A 17,234-nucleotide genomic window follows, 5' to 3' on the forward strand; every position below is an offset into this window, starting at 1 on the left:
CCGCTCTCAGGCGGCCCGGATCGCCGGCCAGATGGTGTCGACCACCGCGTCCGCCCAGTCTGCCGGCGGCGGCGCGCCCCGGACGGCGAACCGGGCGATGAAGGAACCGGCCAGCATGCTGACCACCGTCTCGTAGTCGGCGTCCGCCCTCAGCTCACCGCTCTCCACGCCGGACCGGAGCGTCTGGAAGATGACCTCCAGCCGCGGCCCCAGAATGGTCTCGCGGAACACCTGGGTGAACTCCGGGTCCTCGTCGCCGTGCAGCAGGGCGACCAGGGCCCGGAGGCCGACGACCTCTTCCAGACCATGTCGGAATTGCGTGAGCAAATAGACCAGCCGTTCCCGCACCGGAAGGCCGGGGGACGGCTCGGGGATGTCCTCGACGAAAGCGAGCGAGGACCTCAGAAGTTCATAGCGGTTCTTGTACCGGCGGTAGATGGTGGTCTTCGCGGAACCCGAATACTGGGCCACCGCCTCGACCGTGACCCCCTGCGGGCCGCGTTCCCGCAGCAGGGCGAGAGCGGCCAGATTGATTCCCCTGGACACTTCGGCACTGCGCGGGCGCCCCGGAGCGGACCGGGCGATATCTTGTTCAACCATTGCGCCCAGTATAGGGACGGCCGAGGAGGGCCTATACGGCGGAACGGGACCCTGGGTAAACCCCGCTCCAGCCCACCGGAACACCCGCCGTGTGCAACCGCCCCAGCGCCATGAGCATGGGCCCGGTGCCGTCCGTGCTCCGGCCGAGCGAGGCCAGCCACAGCCGCCCCTCCCCCGGCAGACAGCGGGCCCCGAGCCCGACCAGCGCCCGGCCGGGCCCGGCCTCCACATGGGCGCGGACACCGAGTTCGTCCAGGACGCGGACGGCGTTTAGGAACCGCACCGGGCCGCTCAGGTGCCGGACCCAGTGCTCGGGGGCAGGCGGGCCCTTGACCCCGGCGCCGGTGACCGTGGACACGAGGGGGATGCGGGGCGGACGCGTGCGGATCCCCGCGGCCACGGCCCGCAGTTCGTCCGCCGCCGGTTCCTGGAGCGGGGAGTGCAGACCCGACGACACCGGCAGAGCGCTGGTACGGACACCGGAGGCCGTGAGGCGGTCGACCAGTCGGGCGAGCTCCGCTTTCCGGCCCGACAGGGACACCTCGCCCGGGGAGATGACCGCCGCGAGCCCGACCGACGGCCCGGTCTCCGCGAGGAGTTCCAGCGCGGCCTCCTCCCCCAGGCCGACCACCGCCATCGCGCCGTCCGTGACCCGCTCGGCCAGGGTGACCTGCGTGCCCAGCAGCAGCACCGCGTCCTCCGGGTCGAGGACCCCGGCCCAGCAGGTGGCCGCGTACTCGCCCGAACTGAAGCCGAGCACCGCCGCGGGTTCCACCCCCCAGCTGCGCCACAGCTCGGCCAGCGCGTAGTTCACGCAGAACGTGCCGAGGGCCGCGTGGGCGAGGCGGTGCACCACGGCCGGCCCCGCGCCGGGGTCGAGCAGGTCCTGCAGGGGAACGGCGGTGAACGGCCGGGCCGCCTCCGCGCACCGGTCGAAGGCGGCCCGGAAGACGGGTTCGGTGCGGTGCAGACCCCGGCCCATCCCGGCGTACTGCGCCCCCTGACCGCTGAACAGGAAGGCGACCGGCGGCCGGCGAGCCGGGTCCGCGTGCCCGACGGACACCTCCCGGACCGGCTCGCCCGCCAGGTGGGCGCCGATCCGGTCGGCCATCTCACCCGCCGTGCGGCCCACCACGCCCATCCGTTGGCCGGAATGCGGCCCTCCGGCGGCCTCGGCGCACCACGCGGCCGGTGAGGCCCCGCCGAGCCGGGCGAGCCGGGCGGCGGTGTCGCGGGCGACTTCGTCGAGGGCGTGAGAGGTGTCGGCGGAGAGGGTGAGGAGGTGGGTGGTGCGGGCGTCGTACGCCATGGCGGGAGGCCTTTCGCTGGGGAGGCGGGCCGGAGGCCGGTCACTGTGGGGCGGGACCGGACTCCTGGAACCCGGTCACCTTGGGGCGGGACCGGACTCCTGGAACCCGGTCACCTTGGGGCGGGACCGGACTCCTGGAACCCGGTACGCGCCACCGCCCGGCACCAGGCCGCCCCCGCGTCGGCGAGGGCTACGGGGAACGCCATGAACGTGAACGGGCCGTCCGGCAGCGCCCGCAGCCGGGCCAGCCCCTCGATCTGGACGAACTCCCGTCGCCTGCCGTGCAGATGGGTGGGCCACAGGGCGCCGGAGTCGCCCGTCGCGAAGAAGTCCTCGACCATCCGGCGGGCCGGCCCGTCGAAGCTCCAGCAGTCCGTGCCGAGCACCTTCACGCCGAGGTCCAGGAGCAGGTCGACGGCCTCGGGGGTGATCGCCGTGGACTCGGTGTAGTACGCCGGTGTGCCGAGCCGCAGGTCGGAGTCGGTGCGGAACAGCACCACCCAGCCGGGGCCGACCTCCGGGCCGGCCGCGCGCAACGCGTCCTTGACGTCGGCGGCCGTCACCCGGCCCCCGCAGCCGCGCACGTCGAGGACGACACCGGGGCCGTGGAACCACTCCAGGGGCAGGTCCATGACCTTCTTCGCGGGGCGACCCTCGCACTCCGGGCCGTAGTGGAAGGGCGCGTCGACGTGGGTGCCCTGGTGGACGGACATCCGGTAGAACTCGTTGGACATGAAGCAGCCGTCGGGCAGGTCCTGCTCGCGCAGCCGGCGGCTGCCGGTCAGCCAGCGCAGGTGGTTGACGAACCGGTCCCGGCGGCTGTCCCCCGGCAACGCCCGGATGCGGCGGGAGAGATGGCGGATGCCGTCCCGGTGGAGCCACTGCTCGAACTCGACGCCGGGGGCGCGGCGGCTGACGGGGATGCTCAGATCGACGAACACGGCTACTCCTCGGTCGGTTCCGGCCGCCGCCGGAGGCTCGCTCTCGGCTGCTTCCGCACGCCCCGGCGCCCCGGGCCCGCCGCGGTGCCGGGGATCCACGCGGGCACGGCACGCCGGTAGGCGTCGTACTCGGCGCCGAAGGTCGCTGCCAGTCCCGGCTCCTCGACCCGGCGGCCGGTCGTCCAGGACACGGCCAGCACGAACGCCGCCCACAGGGCGATGCCCGGCGCGGACCACAGCAGGGTCTCGCCGGCCAGGACGAGGGTCATCCCGGCGGCCATGGGGTTGCGGACCACCGCGTACCAGCCGGACCGCACGAGATACCGGGGCGGGCGGTCGCCCAGCGGGGTCGGCTGGCGCAGGTAGACCCGGTCCACGGCGTCCGCGGTCATCCACGCGCCGAGGAGGACGAGGACGACTCCGGCGGGCAGCGACAGCCAGCGGGCCAGGGGCGGTCGCGGGCCGGGCAGCCACAGCCCCAGCACGCCGGGCACGATCCCGGCGACGGTGAGGGGAATCAGCAGCGGACCGGCGCGAAGACGACGACCACGGTCCACGCCGGCCTCGCCGCCCCCCTCGCGCCTCACACCGGCCTCACCGTCACCCCCGCGCCTCACACCGGGCTCACCACCGCGGCCGCTCACGACAGCCTCGCCTTCTGGGTCACGGCCGTGAGGCCCGGCACCGGTGCCAGTTCCGCCAGGGCCCGCTCGCCGTAGACCTCGCGCACCCGGCCCGCCACCGCCCGGTCGCCGGGCGCGTAGGTCTGGGTGCCGACCGACTCCAGGGCGAAGGACGCGAGGGCGCAGCCGAGGCGGGCCGCCGGCTCGGCCGGTACGCCGAGCGCGAGGGCGGCGAGCATGCCCGCCCGCAGCGCGTCCCCCGCACCCGTCGGATCGGCCACCGGGACTCCGGGTACCGCGGGAACGACGAGCGGATCGTGGCCGGCGCGCTCGAGGCGTACGCCGCCCGCGCCGAGCGTGGTCACCCAGGTGCCAACCCGGTCCAGGACGCGCGCCGCGCCCCAGCCCGTGCACTCCTGGAGCAGCGCGGCCTCGTACTCGTTGGTGAACAGCCAGCGGGCCTGACTCAGCAGGAACCGGACGTCGGCCCGGTCCATGCGGGCGAGTTGCTGGGAGGGGTCGGCGACGAACGGAAGCCCGGCGCCGCGGCACTCCTCGGTGTGCCGCAGCATCGCCGCGGGGTCGTTGGGCGACACGACCACCAGGCCGAGCTCCCCGACCCGGGCCCGGACGTCCCGCAGGGCGATGGTGTACGCCGCCCGCATCGCGCCCGCGTGGAACGTGGCGATCTGGTTGTGGTCCGCGTCGGTGGTGCACACGAAGCGTGCCGTGTGCTCGCCCGGCACGACCAGAACGGAGTCGGTGTCGACGCCGTGCTGCCCCAGCCAGACCTGGTAGTCGAAGAAGTCCGCCCCCGCCGCGCCGACCAGCACCGGGGACATCCCGAGCCGACCGAGGCCGTAGGCGATGTTGGCGGCGACGCCGCCACGTCGTATCTCCAGCCGGTCGGACAGGAACGACAGGGAGACGCTGTGCAGTCGGTCGGCGACGAGCTGCTCGGCGAACCGGCCGGGGAAGGACATGAGGTGGTCCATGGCGATGGACCCGGTGACGGCGATACGCACCGAGGTGCCTCCAGACACAGGGGTGTCGCGGCGGGAGGTGCGGGCGGCCGGAGACCGGCGGCCCGCCGGGTCACGGCCGCACGGCTCCCGACTCGATCTTCTGCTTGATGCCGGCCTGGTTGTGCCGGGTGTGCGTGTTCATCCGCTCCAGGACCGTCGCGAGCGGGACCTCGAACCGGTCGTCGAGCTCGAAGTCCTGGATCCAGGTCATCAACGTCCCCTCGGGAACCTCCTGGTAGCTCCACCGCAGGTGCATGTAGGCGAACGGGTAGAGGGGATCGCGGCGTTCGGCGACCGCCACGAGCTCGCGGTGGTCCAGGATCCGCCAGGATCGCCAGCCGGCCCCCTCCTCGTTGGTCAGCTCGAACACGATCTCCGTCCAGCGGCCGTCGCGTTCCTCGGAGAGGACCTTGGCGTGGCTGTACTCGTCGAAGATCTCCGACCAGCGGGCGATGTCGTTGGTGACGTCGAACACAAGCCGGGGGTCGGCCCCGATCACGATGCTGTTCTCGATCCGCGGCATCCCGTCACCCCCTGGCGGCGCTGCCGGCGGACAGCAGCCGTCCGACACAGCCCACCAGGTCGCCGACGGTGGTGAAGCCGCCCTCGGCGTCCGCGTCGACGGTGATGTCGAAGTGCTGCTCCAGGGCGACGACGATCTCCACCAACTCGGTCGAGTCGATGTCGAGGTCCTCGGCCAGCCGCTTGCCGTCCGCCAGTTCGTCCCCGTCGAACCCGACGCCGCGCATCACGGCGAACACCTGCTCTCGTACGTCCATGGCTCCCACGTCCTCCGTCTCCTGATTCGTATGGTCCGGGTCGTCTAGACGGCGAGGGCGATCGCCAGGGCGAGCCCCGCCTCGTGCGTGATGCTCAGGTGCAGTCCGGTGAACGAGGCCCGCCGGAAGGCCTCCTCGGCCCGCCCGGACACCCGCGGCAGCGGCTGCCCGGACTCGGCGCGGCCGATCTCGACGTCCAGCCACCCGCAGCCCTGTCCGTGCGCGCCGAGGGACTTGCGGACGGCCTCCTTGGCGGCGATCCGGCCGGCCAGGCGGTTGGCCCGGTGGCGCGGCGAGCCGCCCTCGCACAGGACCAGTTCGGCGGGCGTGAACAGCCGGTCGTACAGCGGCCGTCCACGGCGTTCGAGCATGGCCCGCAGTCGCTGGACGTCCACGACGTCGATGCCGACCCCGCGGACCGTCGCGGGGGCGTTCAGCAGGGCTTCCGCGATCAACGCCTCAGCAGCAGACATGCGTTGACACCTCCCAGTCCTCGGGACACGACCAGCGTGTGCTCCCACTCCGGGGCCGGCCGTGCCGCGCCCCGCACGATGTCCAGCTCGATGCCCGGCGCCTGCCGGTCGAGGTTCACGGTGGGCGGCACCGAGCCCGCCGCCATGGCCCGCAGGGCGAGCGCCACGTCGGCCGGGGCGGCCGCGCCGAGCAGATGCCCGAAGCCCGACTTGGGTGCGGTGACGGGCACGCGGGCCGCACCCGGCCCGAACGCCTCCCAGAGGCCGTAGCCCTCGGTGACGTCCTCGAAGGGGATGCCGGAGCCGTGTGCGAAGACCGCGCCCAGGTCGCCGTCGGAGATCCCGGCGCGCTCGGTGGCGGTGCGCATGGCCCGGCCCAGCACCCGGCCGGTCGGCTCGACCGTGTAGTACGGCATGTAGCCGTCGGTGCTGACGCCCCAGCCGGCGAGTTCGCCGAGGACGCGGGCGCCGCGCCGCTCGGCGTGCTCACGGCGCTCCATCACCAGGAACACCGAGCCCTCGGCGAAGACGCTGCCGCCGTGCCCGGCGTCGAAGGGCCGGTACAGCTCGTGCGGGGCGAGGGAGCCGCGGGCCTTGGCGACCAGCCCGCTGGTCTCCAGGCACAGCCAGCCGTACGGCGACAGCGGGGCCTCCACCCCACCCGCGAGGACGACGTCCGCCCGGCCGCGCAGCAGGGTCTCGGCGGCGCCGATCAGCGCGTAGGCACCGCTGGCCCGGTCGGCGACGAACGTGCGGGCCGGGCCCTTGATGCCCTGATCGATGCAGATGTTGCCCTGCGGGGCCGCCGGGAACCAGGCGGTGGCCTGGTACGGGCTGACCGCGCGGGGGCCGTCGGTCCACAGCTTGCGCAGCTCGCGCTCGGCGAACTCCCAGCCGCCGAGGATGTTGCCGACCATGACGCCGGTGCGCTCCGGGCTGACGTCGGTGCCGACGGCGACCCCGGCGTCCGCCAGGGCCCGGCGCACGGTGTGCACGGCGAGGTGGGTGAAGCGGTCGGTGCGCTTGACGAAGCGGGAGGGCAGCTCGGCGTCGGCGTCGAAGTCGGCCTGGCCGGCGACGGGGCAGGCGTAGTCCCCGGCGTCGAAGCGGTCGATCGTGGCGAGGTGCGAGGTGCCCTCGCGGGCGCTGTTCCACAGGGGTTCGACGCCGTCGCCCGCCGGGGTGACCGCACCGATGCCGGTGATGACGATGCTCATGACCGGCCCCCGTCCCGGACGGTCCGGGCGACCATCGCGGCGTGCAGGCCCGCGAAGCCGCTGGCGTCCTTGAGGATGACCTCGCCGTCCCAGGGACGGCCGGTGCCCGGCACGTAGTCGAGGTCGCAGGTGGGGTCGGGCGTCTCGTAGTTGGCCGTGGGGTGCACGAAGGAGTGCCGGCCGGCCAGGGCGCACAGCACGATCTCCATGGCGCTGGCGGCGGCCAGGGCATGGCCGAGCATGGACTTCGCCGAGTTCACCGGGATCTCCCGGGCGCGCTCGCCGAGCGCCAGCTTGAGGGCGCTGGTCTCGCAGGTGTCGTTCTGCCGGGTGGAGCTGCCGTGCGAGCTGACGTGGTCGATCGCGCCGGGCGCCACCCCGGAGACCTCGATGGCCTGGCTCATCGCCCGGGTCAGGTCCTCGCCGTCGGACAGCAGGTCGGTCATGTGGATGGCGTTGGACGTGTGCGAGAAGCCGCTGATCTGGAGGTAGGGGGTGGCGCCGCGGCGCAGCGCGTGTTCCTTCTCCTCCAGGACGACGATGCCGCAGCCCTCGCCGAGGACGAAGCCGTCGCGGTCCGCGTCGTAGGGGCGCGAGGCGGCCTCGGGGTGGCCCCGGTGGGCGCGGGAGAGGCAGTTGATGATCTCGAAGGAGGCCACGGTCACCGGGGTGATGGGGGCCTCGCTGGCACCCGCGATCATGACGTCGGCGTCGCCGTGGGCGATCGACTCGTAGGCGTGGCCGACCGCGTCGATGCCGCCGATGCAGCCCGTGGAGAGGGTGACGCAGGGGCCCTGGGCACCGAGCAGGGCCGACAGGACGGTCCCGGGCGTGTTCGACATGGCCGCGAGATACAGGTCGCGGCCCGCCTTGGCCGGGTCGATGGGCCTCCGGCCCTCGTCGGTGACGGCGAGGAACTCCTCCTCCATCCTGGGCGTGCCGCAGATCGCCGTGGACAGGGAGATCCCGGTGCGCTCGGCGTCGTGGCCGCCGTCCTGGAGCCCCGCGTCACGGACGGCCTGCAGTGCGGCCGCGACCGCGAACTGCACGTACCGGTCGAGGCGTTGCACCTCCGGTGGCAGCGAAGGTATCTGCTCCTCGAATCCGGGGACCTCGGCTATCGCGTCGGAGGCGAATTCGAAGGACTTGAAAAGGGAGGAACTCGTGATGTCGGAAAGGGATTTCGTGACGCTTTTTCCCGCCGAGACCGTGTCCCAGAAGGCTTCTTTCCCGATTCCCGCCGGGCTGATCACGCCTAGCCCGGTGACGACCACTTCTCGCATGGTTACCGCCTTTTCCCTGTCTGGGCCGTCACCAGCCCGCGCGTTACGCATTCCTTCGCCGTCACACCGGCGTCCTCCATGAGGGCGCGGTAGTCCTGCGCGGCGAGTACGGCCCCGTCCGCGGTGTTGACCAGAAGGCTGAGCCCGAGCATCGGCCGGCTCAGCGCGGGCCGCCCCGGCTCCGGCCGCATCACGTCGGCCACCAGCAGGGTGCCGCCGGGGCGGAGCTGCCGGGCGCACTCCCGCACCAGCCGGGCCGTGGCCGTGGGCCCGGCGAAGCGGCCCGCGTGCGCCAGCACCACGGTGTCGAAACCGGCGTCGGCGAACGGCGGAGCGGCGAAGTCGGCGGACACGAACCGGAACCTGTCGGCCACCCCGAACTCCGCCGCCCGCGCGCGGGCCGACCCGAGCAGCACCGGATCGTCGTGCGCGGTCACCTCGGCCCGCGGATCGGCGGCGGCCAGGGCGATGCCCCACTCGCCGCCCCCGCAGGCCAGGTCCAGCACCCGGCCCGCCCGGCGCAGCCCCAGGGCCTCGACGGCCGCGAAGGCGACCCGGACGGCGAGCGGGAAACCGCCGCCGAACAGTCCGGGGTGGCGGCCGCGCGCGGCGGGGGCGCCGAAGTCCCCGGAGCGGTCGCCGGAGCGGGTGACCGGGGTCAGCGCGCTCCACCGGTCCCACTGGCCGAGCACCTCGGCGAAGTGGTCGCCCAGGTAGGTGGGTTCGCCCTCGACGAGGTAGGCGCGGGAGAGCTCGGTCAGACCCTGCCCGTCACCGGTGAGCAGTCCGAACTCGGTGAGGACGGCCAGCAGGTCGCCCAGGGCCCGGGGGTCGCAGCCGAGGGCGGCGGCGAGGTCCTCGGTGCCGCGTGGGCGCCGTGCCAGCGCGGTGAAGACGCCCAGTTCCAGGGCCGTACCGAGGGCTCTGGCCCTGGCGAAGCCGAAGTTGAGGGCGAGCAGCGGGCCCGGGTCGGGGGCGGTCGTGTAGCGGGCGAGGGCCGCTGCGGGGGAGGCGGGCGGCGCGGCCCGCACCGGGGTGTCCGTCATTGTGGCGTCCTACTTGGTGGCCGTGAGCAGACCGGAGAGCTGGGAGACGTTGCGGGTGGCGATGTCCCGGAACCCGGCGCCCTCCACCCAGGCGCGGATCTCGTCCACGTCCCGGACCTCGCCCTCCTCGGTGTTGACCAGGAGGATCAGCCCGAACATGGCCGGGAAGAGGCCGGTGGCCAGGGCCGGCATGTGGGAGTGCACCAACAGCCTTCCGCCGTCGGGCAGATGGGCGTGGATGCGCTTGACCAGGTGCGCGGCGCGCTCGGGGCCGTAGCCGTCGAGGACGTGGGAGAGGAGGACCGCGTCCGTCTCCGGCCAGGCGTCCGCCATGATGTCGGCGGGCCTGACCTCGATCCGGTCCTCGAGGCCGGCCTCGCGCACGTTGGCGCGGGCCAGGTCGGTCACCGCGGGGTAGTCGAGGGCCGTGACACGCAGCTCGGGGTGGTGGGAGGCGAGGGCGATCGAGTAGTCGCCCGAGCCGCAGCCCAGGTCGACGACCCGGCGGACGCCGGCCAGCGGGACCGCGGCGGCCAGCTTGCCCGCCTGCAGCCGGGAGCTGACCCGCATGGCCTGGATGAGCCGCCCGGTGCCCTCGCGGCCCTCGCCGGCCGCGGCGCCCTGGTCGCGGTAACCCTGCTTGAGGACCCGCTGGTTGAGCGAGGTGTTGGTGCGTACGGCCTCGTCGAGGCGGGAGAAGTGGCCGAAGTGGGAGTTCTGGTGCGCGGCGAACCCGCCCATGTACTCGGGCCGCCCGGCGACGAGATAGCGGCTCGCCTCGTCGGAGTTGCGGTAGCCGCCGTTCTCGGCGCGCACCAGGTCCAGGCCCTTGAGGGCGACGAGCAGGGCGCGGGTGGGACGTTTCTCCAGGCCCAGTTCGTCGGCCAGTTCGGCCACCGTGCGCGGGCTCTTCTCCAGCGCCTCGAAGACCCCGAGGTCGAGGGCCGCGAACACGGCCTTGGACTGGAGGTAGGCGGTCAGGATGGTGTGGACCCTGGAGGAGTCGCCGTCGGGGGAGGCCTGGCCGGCCTGGGTGTCGAGGTCCTGAGTGGTCGTCACTTGCTCTCCAGGAGGCTGGTGTACTCGGGCATCTGCGTGTACTCGTAGGGGTCCTCGGAGAGGAACACGTTGCGCACCGGCGGCCGTTCGCACGGGGCGACGACGAGGAAGCGGCACGTCTGCCCGGGTCCGGTGACGAAGCCGTGCGGCTCGCCCCGGGGGATGAAGATGGCCTCGCCCGGCCCGACCTCCTCGGTGCGGCCCTGGTCGGGCAGGACCAGGCCCATGGAGCCCTCGAGCACGTAGATCTCGTGCTCCCACTCGTGGAAGTGGGGCGGGGTGGACCCGTTCGGCGACACCTCGAACTCGGTGAGGACGAAGCGGTCCGCGCCGTCCGGGGTGTCGATCAGCTTGCGGTGCGTCGTCTCCTTCGCTCCCGGTTCCCTGACGATTTCTGCCTTCACGTCGGTTCGGTGCACTCGTTTCATCGGCTGCCTTTCCGCTGTGCGGGGCCCGTCATCCGGTGATTCAAAACCTCGTACGGAAAGCGACTCTAGGTCGGAAATGAGAAAGCCCACTACGGGCAACCGTCACCGCGTATCCGTGACAATCACCCATGGCCGGACGGGACATGTGCCCACCGGGCCGGGACATCCACCCAAGGGGTCGCCACCGGACGGAACTTTGCCGGAATTCGACTGTGGCCTTCATGCGGAAGCCGTAATTCTGAATGCGTGAACAAGGACCGACTTCTCAGCGCGGCCCGTCAGGAACTGTGCCGGCACGGCTTCGAGGGGACGACTCTGCGCGGGGTGGCGCACCGGGCGGGGGTGGACGCGCGGCTGGTGAGCTACTACTTCGCGGGCAAGGAGCAGTTGTGCTCCGAGGCCGTCCGGCTCCCCTGGGACTCCCCGGCGGCGGGCCGCGCCGCGCTCGCCGCCGCGCTGACCCACCGGCCCTCCGCGGTCCGGCTGAGCGGCGCCCTCGGTGACACGCTCGGCGTGATGTACCGCGGCGCGGGGGCGCGGGACCCGGACCTCGTGGCGGCGGCGACGGCCAGTGTCCTGCTGGGGCTGACGCTGCTGTCCTGCGCGGGCGTCCCCGCGCTGGATCCGCCCGGGCCAGGGACGACGGCGGCCGTGTCGCGCTACCTCGGGTCCCTGTCGGAGGGCCCCTCGTCATGAGTTCCGGCAGCAGGGGCCGCCGCCGGGGCACCGGCGACACGCGCGCGCAGATCCTCGACGCGGCCCGGAGCGCCTTCGCCGCACACGGCTACCAGGCCACGACCCTGCGGGCCGTCGCGTACGCCGCCGGCGTCGACGCCTCGCTCATCCACCACTTCTTCGGCCCCAAGGAGGCCCTCTTCCGCGCGGCGACCGGCCGGGAACCGCACCTGGCCGGCCTCACATCGGGCGCGCTCGCCTCCGGGGACGGGGAGCGTGTCCTGCGCGCCTGCCTCGACCAGTGGGAGTCACCGGAGCAGCGCGCCCCGGTCCTCGCGGTGGTCCGCTCCACGCTCGCACACGCCCCGGCGGCGGCGCGGCTGCGGGACTTCGTCTCCGTCGAGCTGCAATCCGCCCTCGCCGGGCAGCTCGGCGGCGCGGACGCGGAGGTCCGGGCCGCCCTGGTCGGGTCCCAGCTGATCGGTCTGATGGTGGCGCGTCACGTGGTCCCGGTGGAGCCGCTCGCCTCGGCCGACCGGGACACCGTGGTGGGTCTGCTCGCTCCGGCCCTCGGAAGGTGCTTGGGCGAGACGCCGGAGGGCTGACCGCTCAGCCCGCGGAAACCGTCTCCCGCACGGCCCCGTCCGGCCCCGCCACCAGCACCGGCGTCCCGGGCCCGCCCAGATCCCGTACGGCCGCCAGGTCCTGGGGCGCCGCGGACTCCGCGTCCGTCACCACCGCGGCCGCCTCCAGGGACGTGGCTCCCGAGGCCACCGCCATCGCCACCGCCGTCTGCAACGCGCTCAGCTTGAGCGAGTCCAGGCCGACGGTCCCGGCGACATACGTCCGCCCGGTCTCGTCGCGCACGGCCGCCCCCTCGGGCACACCGTTACGGGCCCGCGCCGAGCGGGCCAGGGTCACGATCTTGCGGTCCTCGGGGTCGAGCGCGCTGCTGTCGGTCATGGGGTGAGCATACGTAGCCGCGGTACCGGCCCCCTCACGCCACCCTCCGTTGTCCGCGGCGGCACCGGCGGCCGAGCGATCAGGGGGGCGCCGCCGCACGGTCACGGCCGGTCCAGCCGCAGCCGCTCCGCTCTCGGCAGGCCCGCCACGACCAGGTCGTAGGAGTCCTCGACCAGTTCGCGGACCAGGCGGTCGGGGAGGCCGCCGTCTGCTGTGACGGTGTTCCAGTGCCGCTTGTTCATGTGATAGCCGGGGACGATCAGGCCGGGGTGCTCGTCCCGCAGGCGCACCGCGTCCTCCGGGTCGCACTTCAGGTTCACCGTCAGCGGCCGTGCGTCGAGGGTGGTGAGGGCGAAGAGCTTGCCGAGGACCTTGAAGACGGAGGTCTCCGGCCGGAAGGGGAAGTCCTCCACGACCGCGTTGAAGGAGAGGCAGAACGCGCGCAGCTCCTGCGGGGTCACTCCGCCTTCGCCTCCTCGTCCGCGTGGGCGCCGACCGGTTGCACCGGCTCCACCAGCACCGTCACGATCTTGTTCCGGCGGCCCGCGGCGGCCTCGGCCGTCAGCCGCAGCTCGCGGCCGTCGGGTAGTCCGACCACGGCGGAGGCGCCGGCGATCGGGACCCGGCCCAGTGCCTTCGCCAGCAGCCCGCCGACGGTCTCCACGTCCTCGTCGTCGTACTCCTCCAGGCCGTAGAGCTCGCCGAGGTCGGTGATGTCGAGGCGGGCGGTCACCCGGTGACGGTCCTCGCCGAGCTCCTCCACGGGCGGGAGTTCACGGTCGTACTCGTCGGTGATCTCGCCGACGATCTCCTCGAGGATGTCCTCGATGGTGACGATGCCGGCCGTGCCGCCGTACTCGTCGATGGCGACGGCCACGTGGTTGCGGTCCTGCTGCATCTCGCGCAGCAGGTCACCGGCGTTCTTGGTGTCGGGCACGAAGGCGGCCGGCCGCATGGCCGTCGACACCAACTCGCTCTCCGCGTCCCGGCTGATGTGCGTCTTGCGGACCAGGTCCTTGAGGTACACGATCCCGACGATGTCGTCCTCGCTCTCCCCGCTGACCGGAATGCGCGAGAACCCGGACCTGAGCGCCAGGGTCAGCGCCTGGCGGATCGTCTTGTAGCGCTCGATGACGACGAGGTCGGTCCTCGGGACCATGACCTCCCGCACGAGTGTGTCGCCCAGCTCGAAGACGGAGTGCACCATCCGGCGCTCCTCGTCCTCGATGAGCGACTCCTTCTCGGCGAGGTCGACCAGCGCCCGCAGCTCCGCCTCGGAGGCGAAGGGGCCACGCCTGAAGCCCTTGCCCGGCGTCAGCGCGTTGCCGATGAGGATCAGCAGGGAGGGGATCGGGCCCATGATCCGCGCGAGCGGCAGCAGGACGTACGCCGCCGCGGTCGCCGTGTTCAGGGGGTGCTGGCGTCCGATGGTGCGCGGGGAGACGCCGACGGCGACGTACGACACCAGGACCATGACGCCGATGGCGACCAGCAGCGCCTCGGTGGTGCCGTCGAACTCCCGCAGACACGCGTAGGTGACGAGCGCGGCCGCCGCCATCTCGCAGGCGACGCGCACCAGCAGCGCCACGTTGAGATAGCGGGTCGGGTCGGCGGCGATCTGGGCCAGCTTCGCGCTGCCCCGGCGGCCGGTGCGCACGGCCTCCTCGGCCCGGAAGCTGGAGACCCGCGCGAGGCCCGCCTCCGCGCAGGCTGCGAGCCAGGCGACGACGACCAGCGCGATCGCGCCGGCGACGAGGGTGGGGCTCATGAGACGGTCGGGGCCGGGGACGGACCGGTCAGGCCCTTCTCCGCACGCCAGCCGTCCACGATGGCGGCCTGCAGACCGAACATCTCGGCCTTCTCGTCCGCCTCCTCGTGGTCGTAGCCGAGCAGGTGCAGCACGCCGTGGACGGTGAGCAGCTGGAGCTCCTCGTCCATGGAGTGCTGCGTGGGCGCTTCCGCCCCCTGCCTGGCGGCGACCTCGGGGCACAGCACGATGTCGCCGAGGAGCCCCGGCGGGGGCTCCTCGTCGTCCTTCGACGGCGGCCGCAGCTCGTCCATCGGGAAGGACATGACATCGGTCGGGCCGGGCAGGTCCATCCACTGGATGTGCAGCTGCTCCATGGCGTCGGCGTCCACGACGATCACCGAGAGCTCGGAGAGCGGGTGGATACGCATCCGCGCGAGCGCGTAGCGGGCGACGTCGAGGATCGCCTGCTCGTCGACCTCGGTTCCGGACTCGTTGTTGACGTCGATCGACATGGTGGTGCTGGTCTACTTCCGCTTGTTCCGGGCGCCCTTGTGGGTGCCGTTCTCCGTGCCGTTCTGGCTGTCGTACTTCTCGTACGCGTCGACGATACGGCCGACCAGCTTGTGCCGTACGACGTCCTGGGACGACAGGCGGGAGAAGTGGACGTCGTCGAGGCCCTCCAGGATCTCCTGGACCTGACGCAGACCCGACTTGGTGCCGGTCGGGAGGTCCACCTGCGTCACGTCACCCGTGATCACGATCTTCGAGTCGAAGCCGAGGCGGGTGAGGAACATCTTCATCTGCTCGGGGCTGGTGTTCTGGGCCTCGTCCAGGATGATGAAGGCGTCGTTGAGGGTACGGCCCCGCATGTACGCCAGCGGCGCGACCTCGATGGTCCCCGCCGCCATCAGGCGCGGGATCGAGTCCGGGTCCAGCATGTCGTGCAGCGCGTCGTACAGCGGGCGCAGGTACGGGTCGATCTTCTCGTAGAGGGTGCCCGGGAGGAATCCGAGGCGCTCTCCGGCCTCCACCGCCGGGCGGGTCAGGATGATGCGGTTGACCTGCTTGGACTGCAGGGCCTGCACCGCCTTGGCCATGGCGAGGTAGGTCTTGCCGGTACCGGCGGGGCCGATGCCGAAGACCACGGTGTGCTTGTCGATCGCGTCGACGTAGCGCTTCTGGTTCAGGGTCTTGGGGCGGATCGTGCGTCCGCGCGAGGAGAGGATGTTCTGCGTGAGCACTTCGGCCGGGGTCTCCTGGCCGTCGCTCTCGCCGTTCTCACTCGCTCTGAGCATGGCGATCGAGCGTTCCACTGCGTCCTCCGTCATCGGCTGTCCGGTGCGGAGCACCAGCATCATCTCGTCGAACAGGCGCTGGATGAGGGCGACTTCCGCGGCGCCGCCGACCGCGCTGACCTCGTTGCCCCGGACGTGGATGTCGACCGCCGGGAAGGCCTTCTCGATCACGCGCAGGAGGGAGTCGCCGGAACCCAGCACGGTCACCATGGGGTGCTGGGCGGGGACGGTGAACTGTGCTCTCGCCTGCCCCTGCGCGGGGGTGTGAGCTGTGGGTGTCTGAGTCATGGGCCGGCGCTGAAGGCCTGCGGTTCCTCCTCGTCACGGCCGCGTAGCTGAGAGCGGCCTCGCGATACCAAGGGTACGACGGTGCACTGACAACGCCGTAGGGCTTTTCGCCGACCACTCGGGGTGCGGAGCCTAGAGGACAGTCACCGCGGCGCCGGGTGGCTCACGCCGACCGCCCGAAGCCGATCGTCGGCACCGCCCGCCGCAACGGCCAGGGCCGCGCCGCCTCCTCCTCCGGTACCAGCCCCGCCAGGAACCCGTACCGCCGCAGCGCCGCGGGGTCCTGTCCCTCCACCGACTGCACCTTCCGCCACCACGCCCCGATCTCGGACCAGCCGGGCGCCGACAGCGAGCCGCCGAACTCCTGGACGGACAGCGCGGCCGTGAGGCCGGCGAACGCCAGCCGGTCGGCCAGCGGCCAGCCGGCCAGCGTCCCGGTGACGAAGCCCGCCACGAAGACGTCACCCGCCCCGGTCGGGTCGAGCGCCTCCACGGCGATCGCCGGGACCTCCGCCGTCTCCCCGGTCCGGCGGTCCACCGCGTACGCCCCCTCCGCACCGAGGGTGACGACGGCCAGCGGTACGTGATCGGTCAGGGCGTGCGCGGCCGCCTGCGGACAGGACGTGCCCGTGTACCGCATCGCCTCCGCCGCGTTCGGCAGGAACGCCTCGCAGTGCTCCAGGTCGGCCAGCCCCGCCAGATCCCACGCCCCCGTGTCGTCCCACCCCACGTCACCGAAGATCCGCGCCCCCTTGCGGGCGGCCTGCGCGATCCAGGGCGCCCGCCTGCCCGGCGTGAGCGAGGCGATGGCGGCACGCGCGCGGGGCGGACAGTCGGGAGCGGGCTCCTCGGGGGGCGGCTCGTGACCGTGGGAGACCATCGTGCGCTCCCCCTCGTACGCCATGGAGACGGTGACCGGGGAGTGCCAGCCGGGGGCCGTGCGGGACGGTGTGAGGTCGATGCCCTCGCCCGACTCCAGGGCGTCCCAGCAGTACTCGCCGTAGTGGTCGTCGCCGAACGCGGCCGCGAGGGAGGTTTTGAGGCCGAGGCGGGCCAGCGCGGTGGCCATGTTCGCCACACCACCGGGGCTCGACCCCATCCCCCGTGCCCAGGACTCGGTCCCGCGCACCGGGGCGGAGTCGAGCCCGGTGAAGATGATGTCGAGGAAGACGGGGCCCGTGAGATACACGTCCCACGGCGGGTCGTCGGGTGTGCGCAGGGCGGTGAGCGGGTCGACCTGGACCCGATGGTTCCCGGCCTCTCCGAGGCGCGACAGTCCCTTTCCGGTGGACGCGGTGGACGCGATCACGGTGCGCTCCCTGACGTGCAGTGCCAATCAGGCCAGTTTGCACCACGGCACCGACAACGCGCTGTCGTCACACCGTCGACGCAGGTCACGCCAGGAAGCCGCCGTCACGTCGGGCGGGGCGGCAGGTCACGTGTCCGGATCCGGTCCGAGGACGGTCGGGGCGACGCACCC

21 protein-coding genes are annotated in these 17,234 nt (G+C 72.8%); 2 read left to right on the forward strand and 19 right to left on the reverse strand.

Features of this window, described 5'->3' with window-relative positions:
* Nucleotides 1-6: 6 nt before the first annotated feature.
* The 13 genes from AQJ84_RS12380 to AQJ84_RS12440 form a co-directional block, all read right to left on the reverse strand.
* Nucleotides 7-600, reverse strand: a complete 594-nt coding sequence (locus tag AQJ84_RS12380; RefSeq protein WP_030043026.1) for a TetR/AcrR family transcriptional regulator — start codon at nucleotides 598-600, stop codon at nucleotides 7-9.
* 31 nt (nucleotides 601-631) lie between these two features.
* Entirely contained in the window at nucleotides 632-1,909 is a 1,278-nt protein-coding gene (locus tag AQJ84_RS12385) for an acyltransferase domain-containing protein (RefSeq protein WP_053190554.1), read from the reverse strand.
* A gap of 110 nt (nucleotides 1,910-2,019) precedes the next feature.
* Entirely contained in the window at nucleotides 2,020-2,850 is an 831-nt protein-coding gene (locus AQJ84_RS12390; protein WP_053190552.1) for a cyclase family protein, read from the reverse strand.
* Nucleotides 2,851-2,852: 2 nt separating this feature from the next.
* The gene (locus AQJ84_RS12395; protein ID WP_063753160.1) at nucleotides 2,853-3,437 is read right to left on the reverse strand and encodes a methyltransferase family protein; all 585 of its coding nucleotides are present in this window, start codon (nucleotides 3,435-3,437) and stop codon (nucleotides 2,853-2,855) included.
* Between the two features lie 53 nt (nucleotides 3,438-3,490).
* Nucleotides 3,491-4,498: a carbohydrate kinase family protein gene (locus AQJ84_RS12400; protein WP_030043021.1), complete on the reverse strand. Its 1,008-nt coding sequence runs from the start codon at nucleotides 4,496-4,498 to the stop codon at nucleotides 3,491-3,493.
* A gap of 70 nt (nucleotides 4,499-4,568) precedes the next feature.
* Nucleotides 4,569-5,021 carry an SRPBCC family protein gene (locus AQJ84_RS12405; RefSeq protein WP_030043020.1) on the reverse strand — a complete coding sequence of 151 codons (453 nt, stop codon included), beginning with the start codon at nucleotides 5,019-5,021 and terminating at the stop codon, nucleotides 4,569-4,571.
* 4 nt (nucleotides 5,022-5,025) lie between these two features.
* Nucleotides 5,026-5,277, reverse strand: a complete 252-nt coding sequence (locus AQJ84_RS12410) for an acyl carrier protein (RefSeq protein WP_030043019.1) — start codon at nucleotides 5,275-5,277, stop codon at nucleotides 5,026-5,028.
* A 44-nt stretch (nucleotides 5,278-5,321) separates the two neighbouring features.
* Nucleotides 5,322-5,750, reverse strand: a complete 429-nt coding sequence (gene acpS, locus AQJ84_RS12415) for a holo-ACP synthase (protein WP_051870140.1) — start codon at nucleotides 5,748-5,750, stop codon at nucleotides 5,322-5,324.
* The gene (locus tag AQJ84_RS12420; RefSeq protein ID WP_030043017.1) at nucleotides 5,729-6,967 is read right to left on the reverse strand and encodes a beta-ketoacyl-[acyl-carrier-protein] synthase family protein; all 1,239 of its coding nucleotides are present in this window, start codon (nucleotides 6,965-6,967) and stop codon (nucleotides 5,729-5,731) included. Before AQJ84_RS12420 ends, acpS begins: the two co-directional genes overlap by 22 nt.
* Nucleotides 6,964-8,250: a beta-ketoacyl-[acyl-carrier-protein] synthase family protein gene (locus AQJ84_RS12425; protein ID WP_030043016.1), complete on the reverse strand. Its 1,287-nt coding sequence runs from the start codon at nucleotides 8,248-8,250 to the stop codon at nucleotides 6,964-6,966. The genes AQJ84_RS12420 and AQJ84_RS12425 overlap by 4 nt, the downstream gene beginning before the upstream one ends.
* A gap of 2 nt (nucleotides 8,251-8,252) precedes the next feature.
* Nucleotides 8,253-9,296 carry a class I SAM-dependent methyltransferase gene (locus tag AQJ84_RS12430; RefSeq protein WP_051870139.1) on the reverse strand — a complete coding sequence of 348 codons (1,044 nt, stop codon included), beginning with the start codon at nucleotides 9,294-9,296 and terminating at the stop codon, nucleotides 8,253-8,255.
* Nucleotides 9,297-9,305: 9 nt separating this feature from the next.
* A complete protein-coding gene (locus tag AQJ84_RS12435; protein WP_053190549.1) occupies nucleotides 9,306-10,355 on the reverse strand; it encodes a methyltransferase in 1,050 nt (349 codons plus the stop codon).
* Nucleotides 10,352-10,759, reverse strand: a complete 408-nt coding sequence (locus AQJ84_RS12440; RefSeq protein ID WP_225877369.1) for a cupin domain-containing protein — start codon at nucleotides 10,757-10,759, stop codon at nucleotides 10,352-10,354. Before AQJ84_RS12440 ends, AQJ84_RS12435 begins: the two co-directional genes overlap by 4 nt.
* Before the next feature lie 270 nt (nucleotides 10,760-11,029).
* On the opposite strand from AQJ84_RS12440, the gene AQJ84_RS12445 reads away from it, so the two are divergent.
* Both AQJ84_RS12445 and AQJ84_RS12450 read left to right on the forward strand, forming a co-directional pair.
* Nucleotides 11,030-11,479 (forward strand): helix-turn-helix domain-containing protein, encoded by a 450-nt coding sequence (locus AQJ84_RS12445; protein WP_030043012.1) that lies wholly within the window; start codon nucleotides 11,030-11,032, stop codon nucleotides 11,477-11,479.
* Nucleotides 11,476-12,063, forward strand: a complete 588-nt coding sequence (locus tag AQJ84_RS12450) for a TetR/AcrR family transcriptional regulator (protein ID WP_030043011.1) — start codon at nucleotides 11,476-11,478, stop codon at nucleotides 12,061-12,063. The genes AQJ84_RS12445 and AQJ84_RS12450 overlap by 4 nt, the downstream gene beginning before the upstream one ends.
* A 4-nt stretch (nucleotides 12,064-12,067) precedes the next feature.
* Here the strand turns inward: AQJ84_RS12450 and AQJ84_RS12455 are convergent, their stop codons facing one another.
* The 6 genes from AQJ84_RS12455 to AQJ84_RS12480 all read right to left on the reverse strand — a co-directional run bounded on the left by AQJ84_RS12455 (nucleotide 12,068) and on the right by AQJ84_RS12480 (nucleotide 17,063).
* The gene (locus tag AQJ84_RS12455) at nucleotides 12,068-12,421 is read right to left on the reverse strand and encodes a cytidine/deoxycytidylate deaminase family protein (protein ID WP_030043010.1); all 354 of its coding nucleotides are present in this window, start codon (nucleotides 12,419-12,421) and stop codon (nucleotides 12,068-12,070) included.
* Between the two features lie 101 nt (nucleotides 12,422-12,522).
* Nucleotides 12,523-12,882 (reverse strand): MmcQ/YjbR family DNA-binding protein, encoded by a 360-nt coding sequence (locus tag AQJ84_RS12460; protein WP_053190544.1) that lies wholly within the window; start codon nucleotides 12,880-12,882, stop codon nucleotides 12,523-12,525.
* Complete coding sequence (locus AQJ84_RS12465) at nucleotides 12,879-14,189, reverse strand: hemolysin family protein (RefSeq protein ID WP_030043008.1); 1,311 nt, start codon at nucleotides 14,187-14,189, stop codon at nucleotides 12,879-12,881. Before AQJ84_RS12465 ends, AQJ84_RS12460 begins: the two co-directional genes overlap by 4 nt.
* Nucleotides 14,186-14,683: an rRNA maturation RNase YbeY gene (gene ybeY / locus AQJ84_RS12470; RefSeq protein WP_030043007.1), complete on the reverse strand. Its 498-nt coding sequence runs from the start codon at nucleotides 14,681-14,683 to the stop codon at nucleotides 14,186-14,188. The genes AQJ84_RS12465 and ybeY overlap by 4 nt, the downstream gene beginning before the upstream one ends.
* Nucleotides 14,684-14,695: 12 nt before the next feature.
* On the reverse strand, nucleotides 14,696-15,754 hold the full coding sequence (locus tag AQJ84_RS12475) for a PhoH family protein (protein ID WP_078632234.1): 1,059 nt from the start codon (nucleotides 15,752-15,754) through the stop codon (nucleotides 14,696-14,698).
* A gap of 163 nt (nucleotides 15,755-15,917) precedes the next feature.
* Nucleotides 15,918-17,063 (reverse strand): carbohydrate kinase family protein, encoded by a 1,146-nt coding sequence (locus AQJ84_RS12480; protein ID WP_053190542.1) that lies wholly within the window; start codon nucleotides 17,061-17,063, stop codon nucleotides 15,918-15,920.
* Between the last annotated feature and the right edge of the window lie 171 nt (nucleotides 17,064-17,234).

This window comes from Streptomyces resistomycificus (assembly GCF_001514265.1).
GTDB classification, from domain to species: domain Bacteria; phylum Actinomycetota; class Actinomycetes; order Streptomycetales; family Streptomycetaceae; genus Streptomyces; species Streptomyces resistomycificus.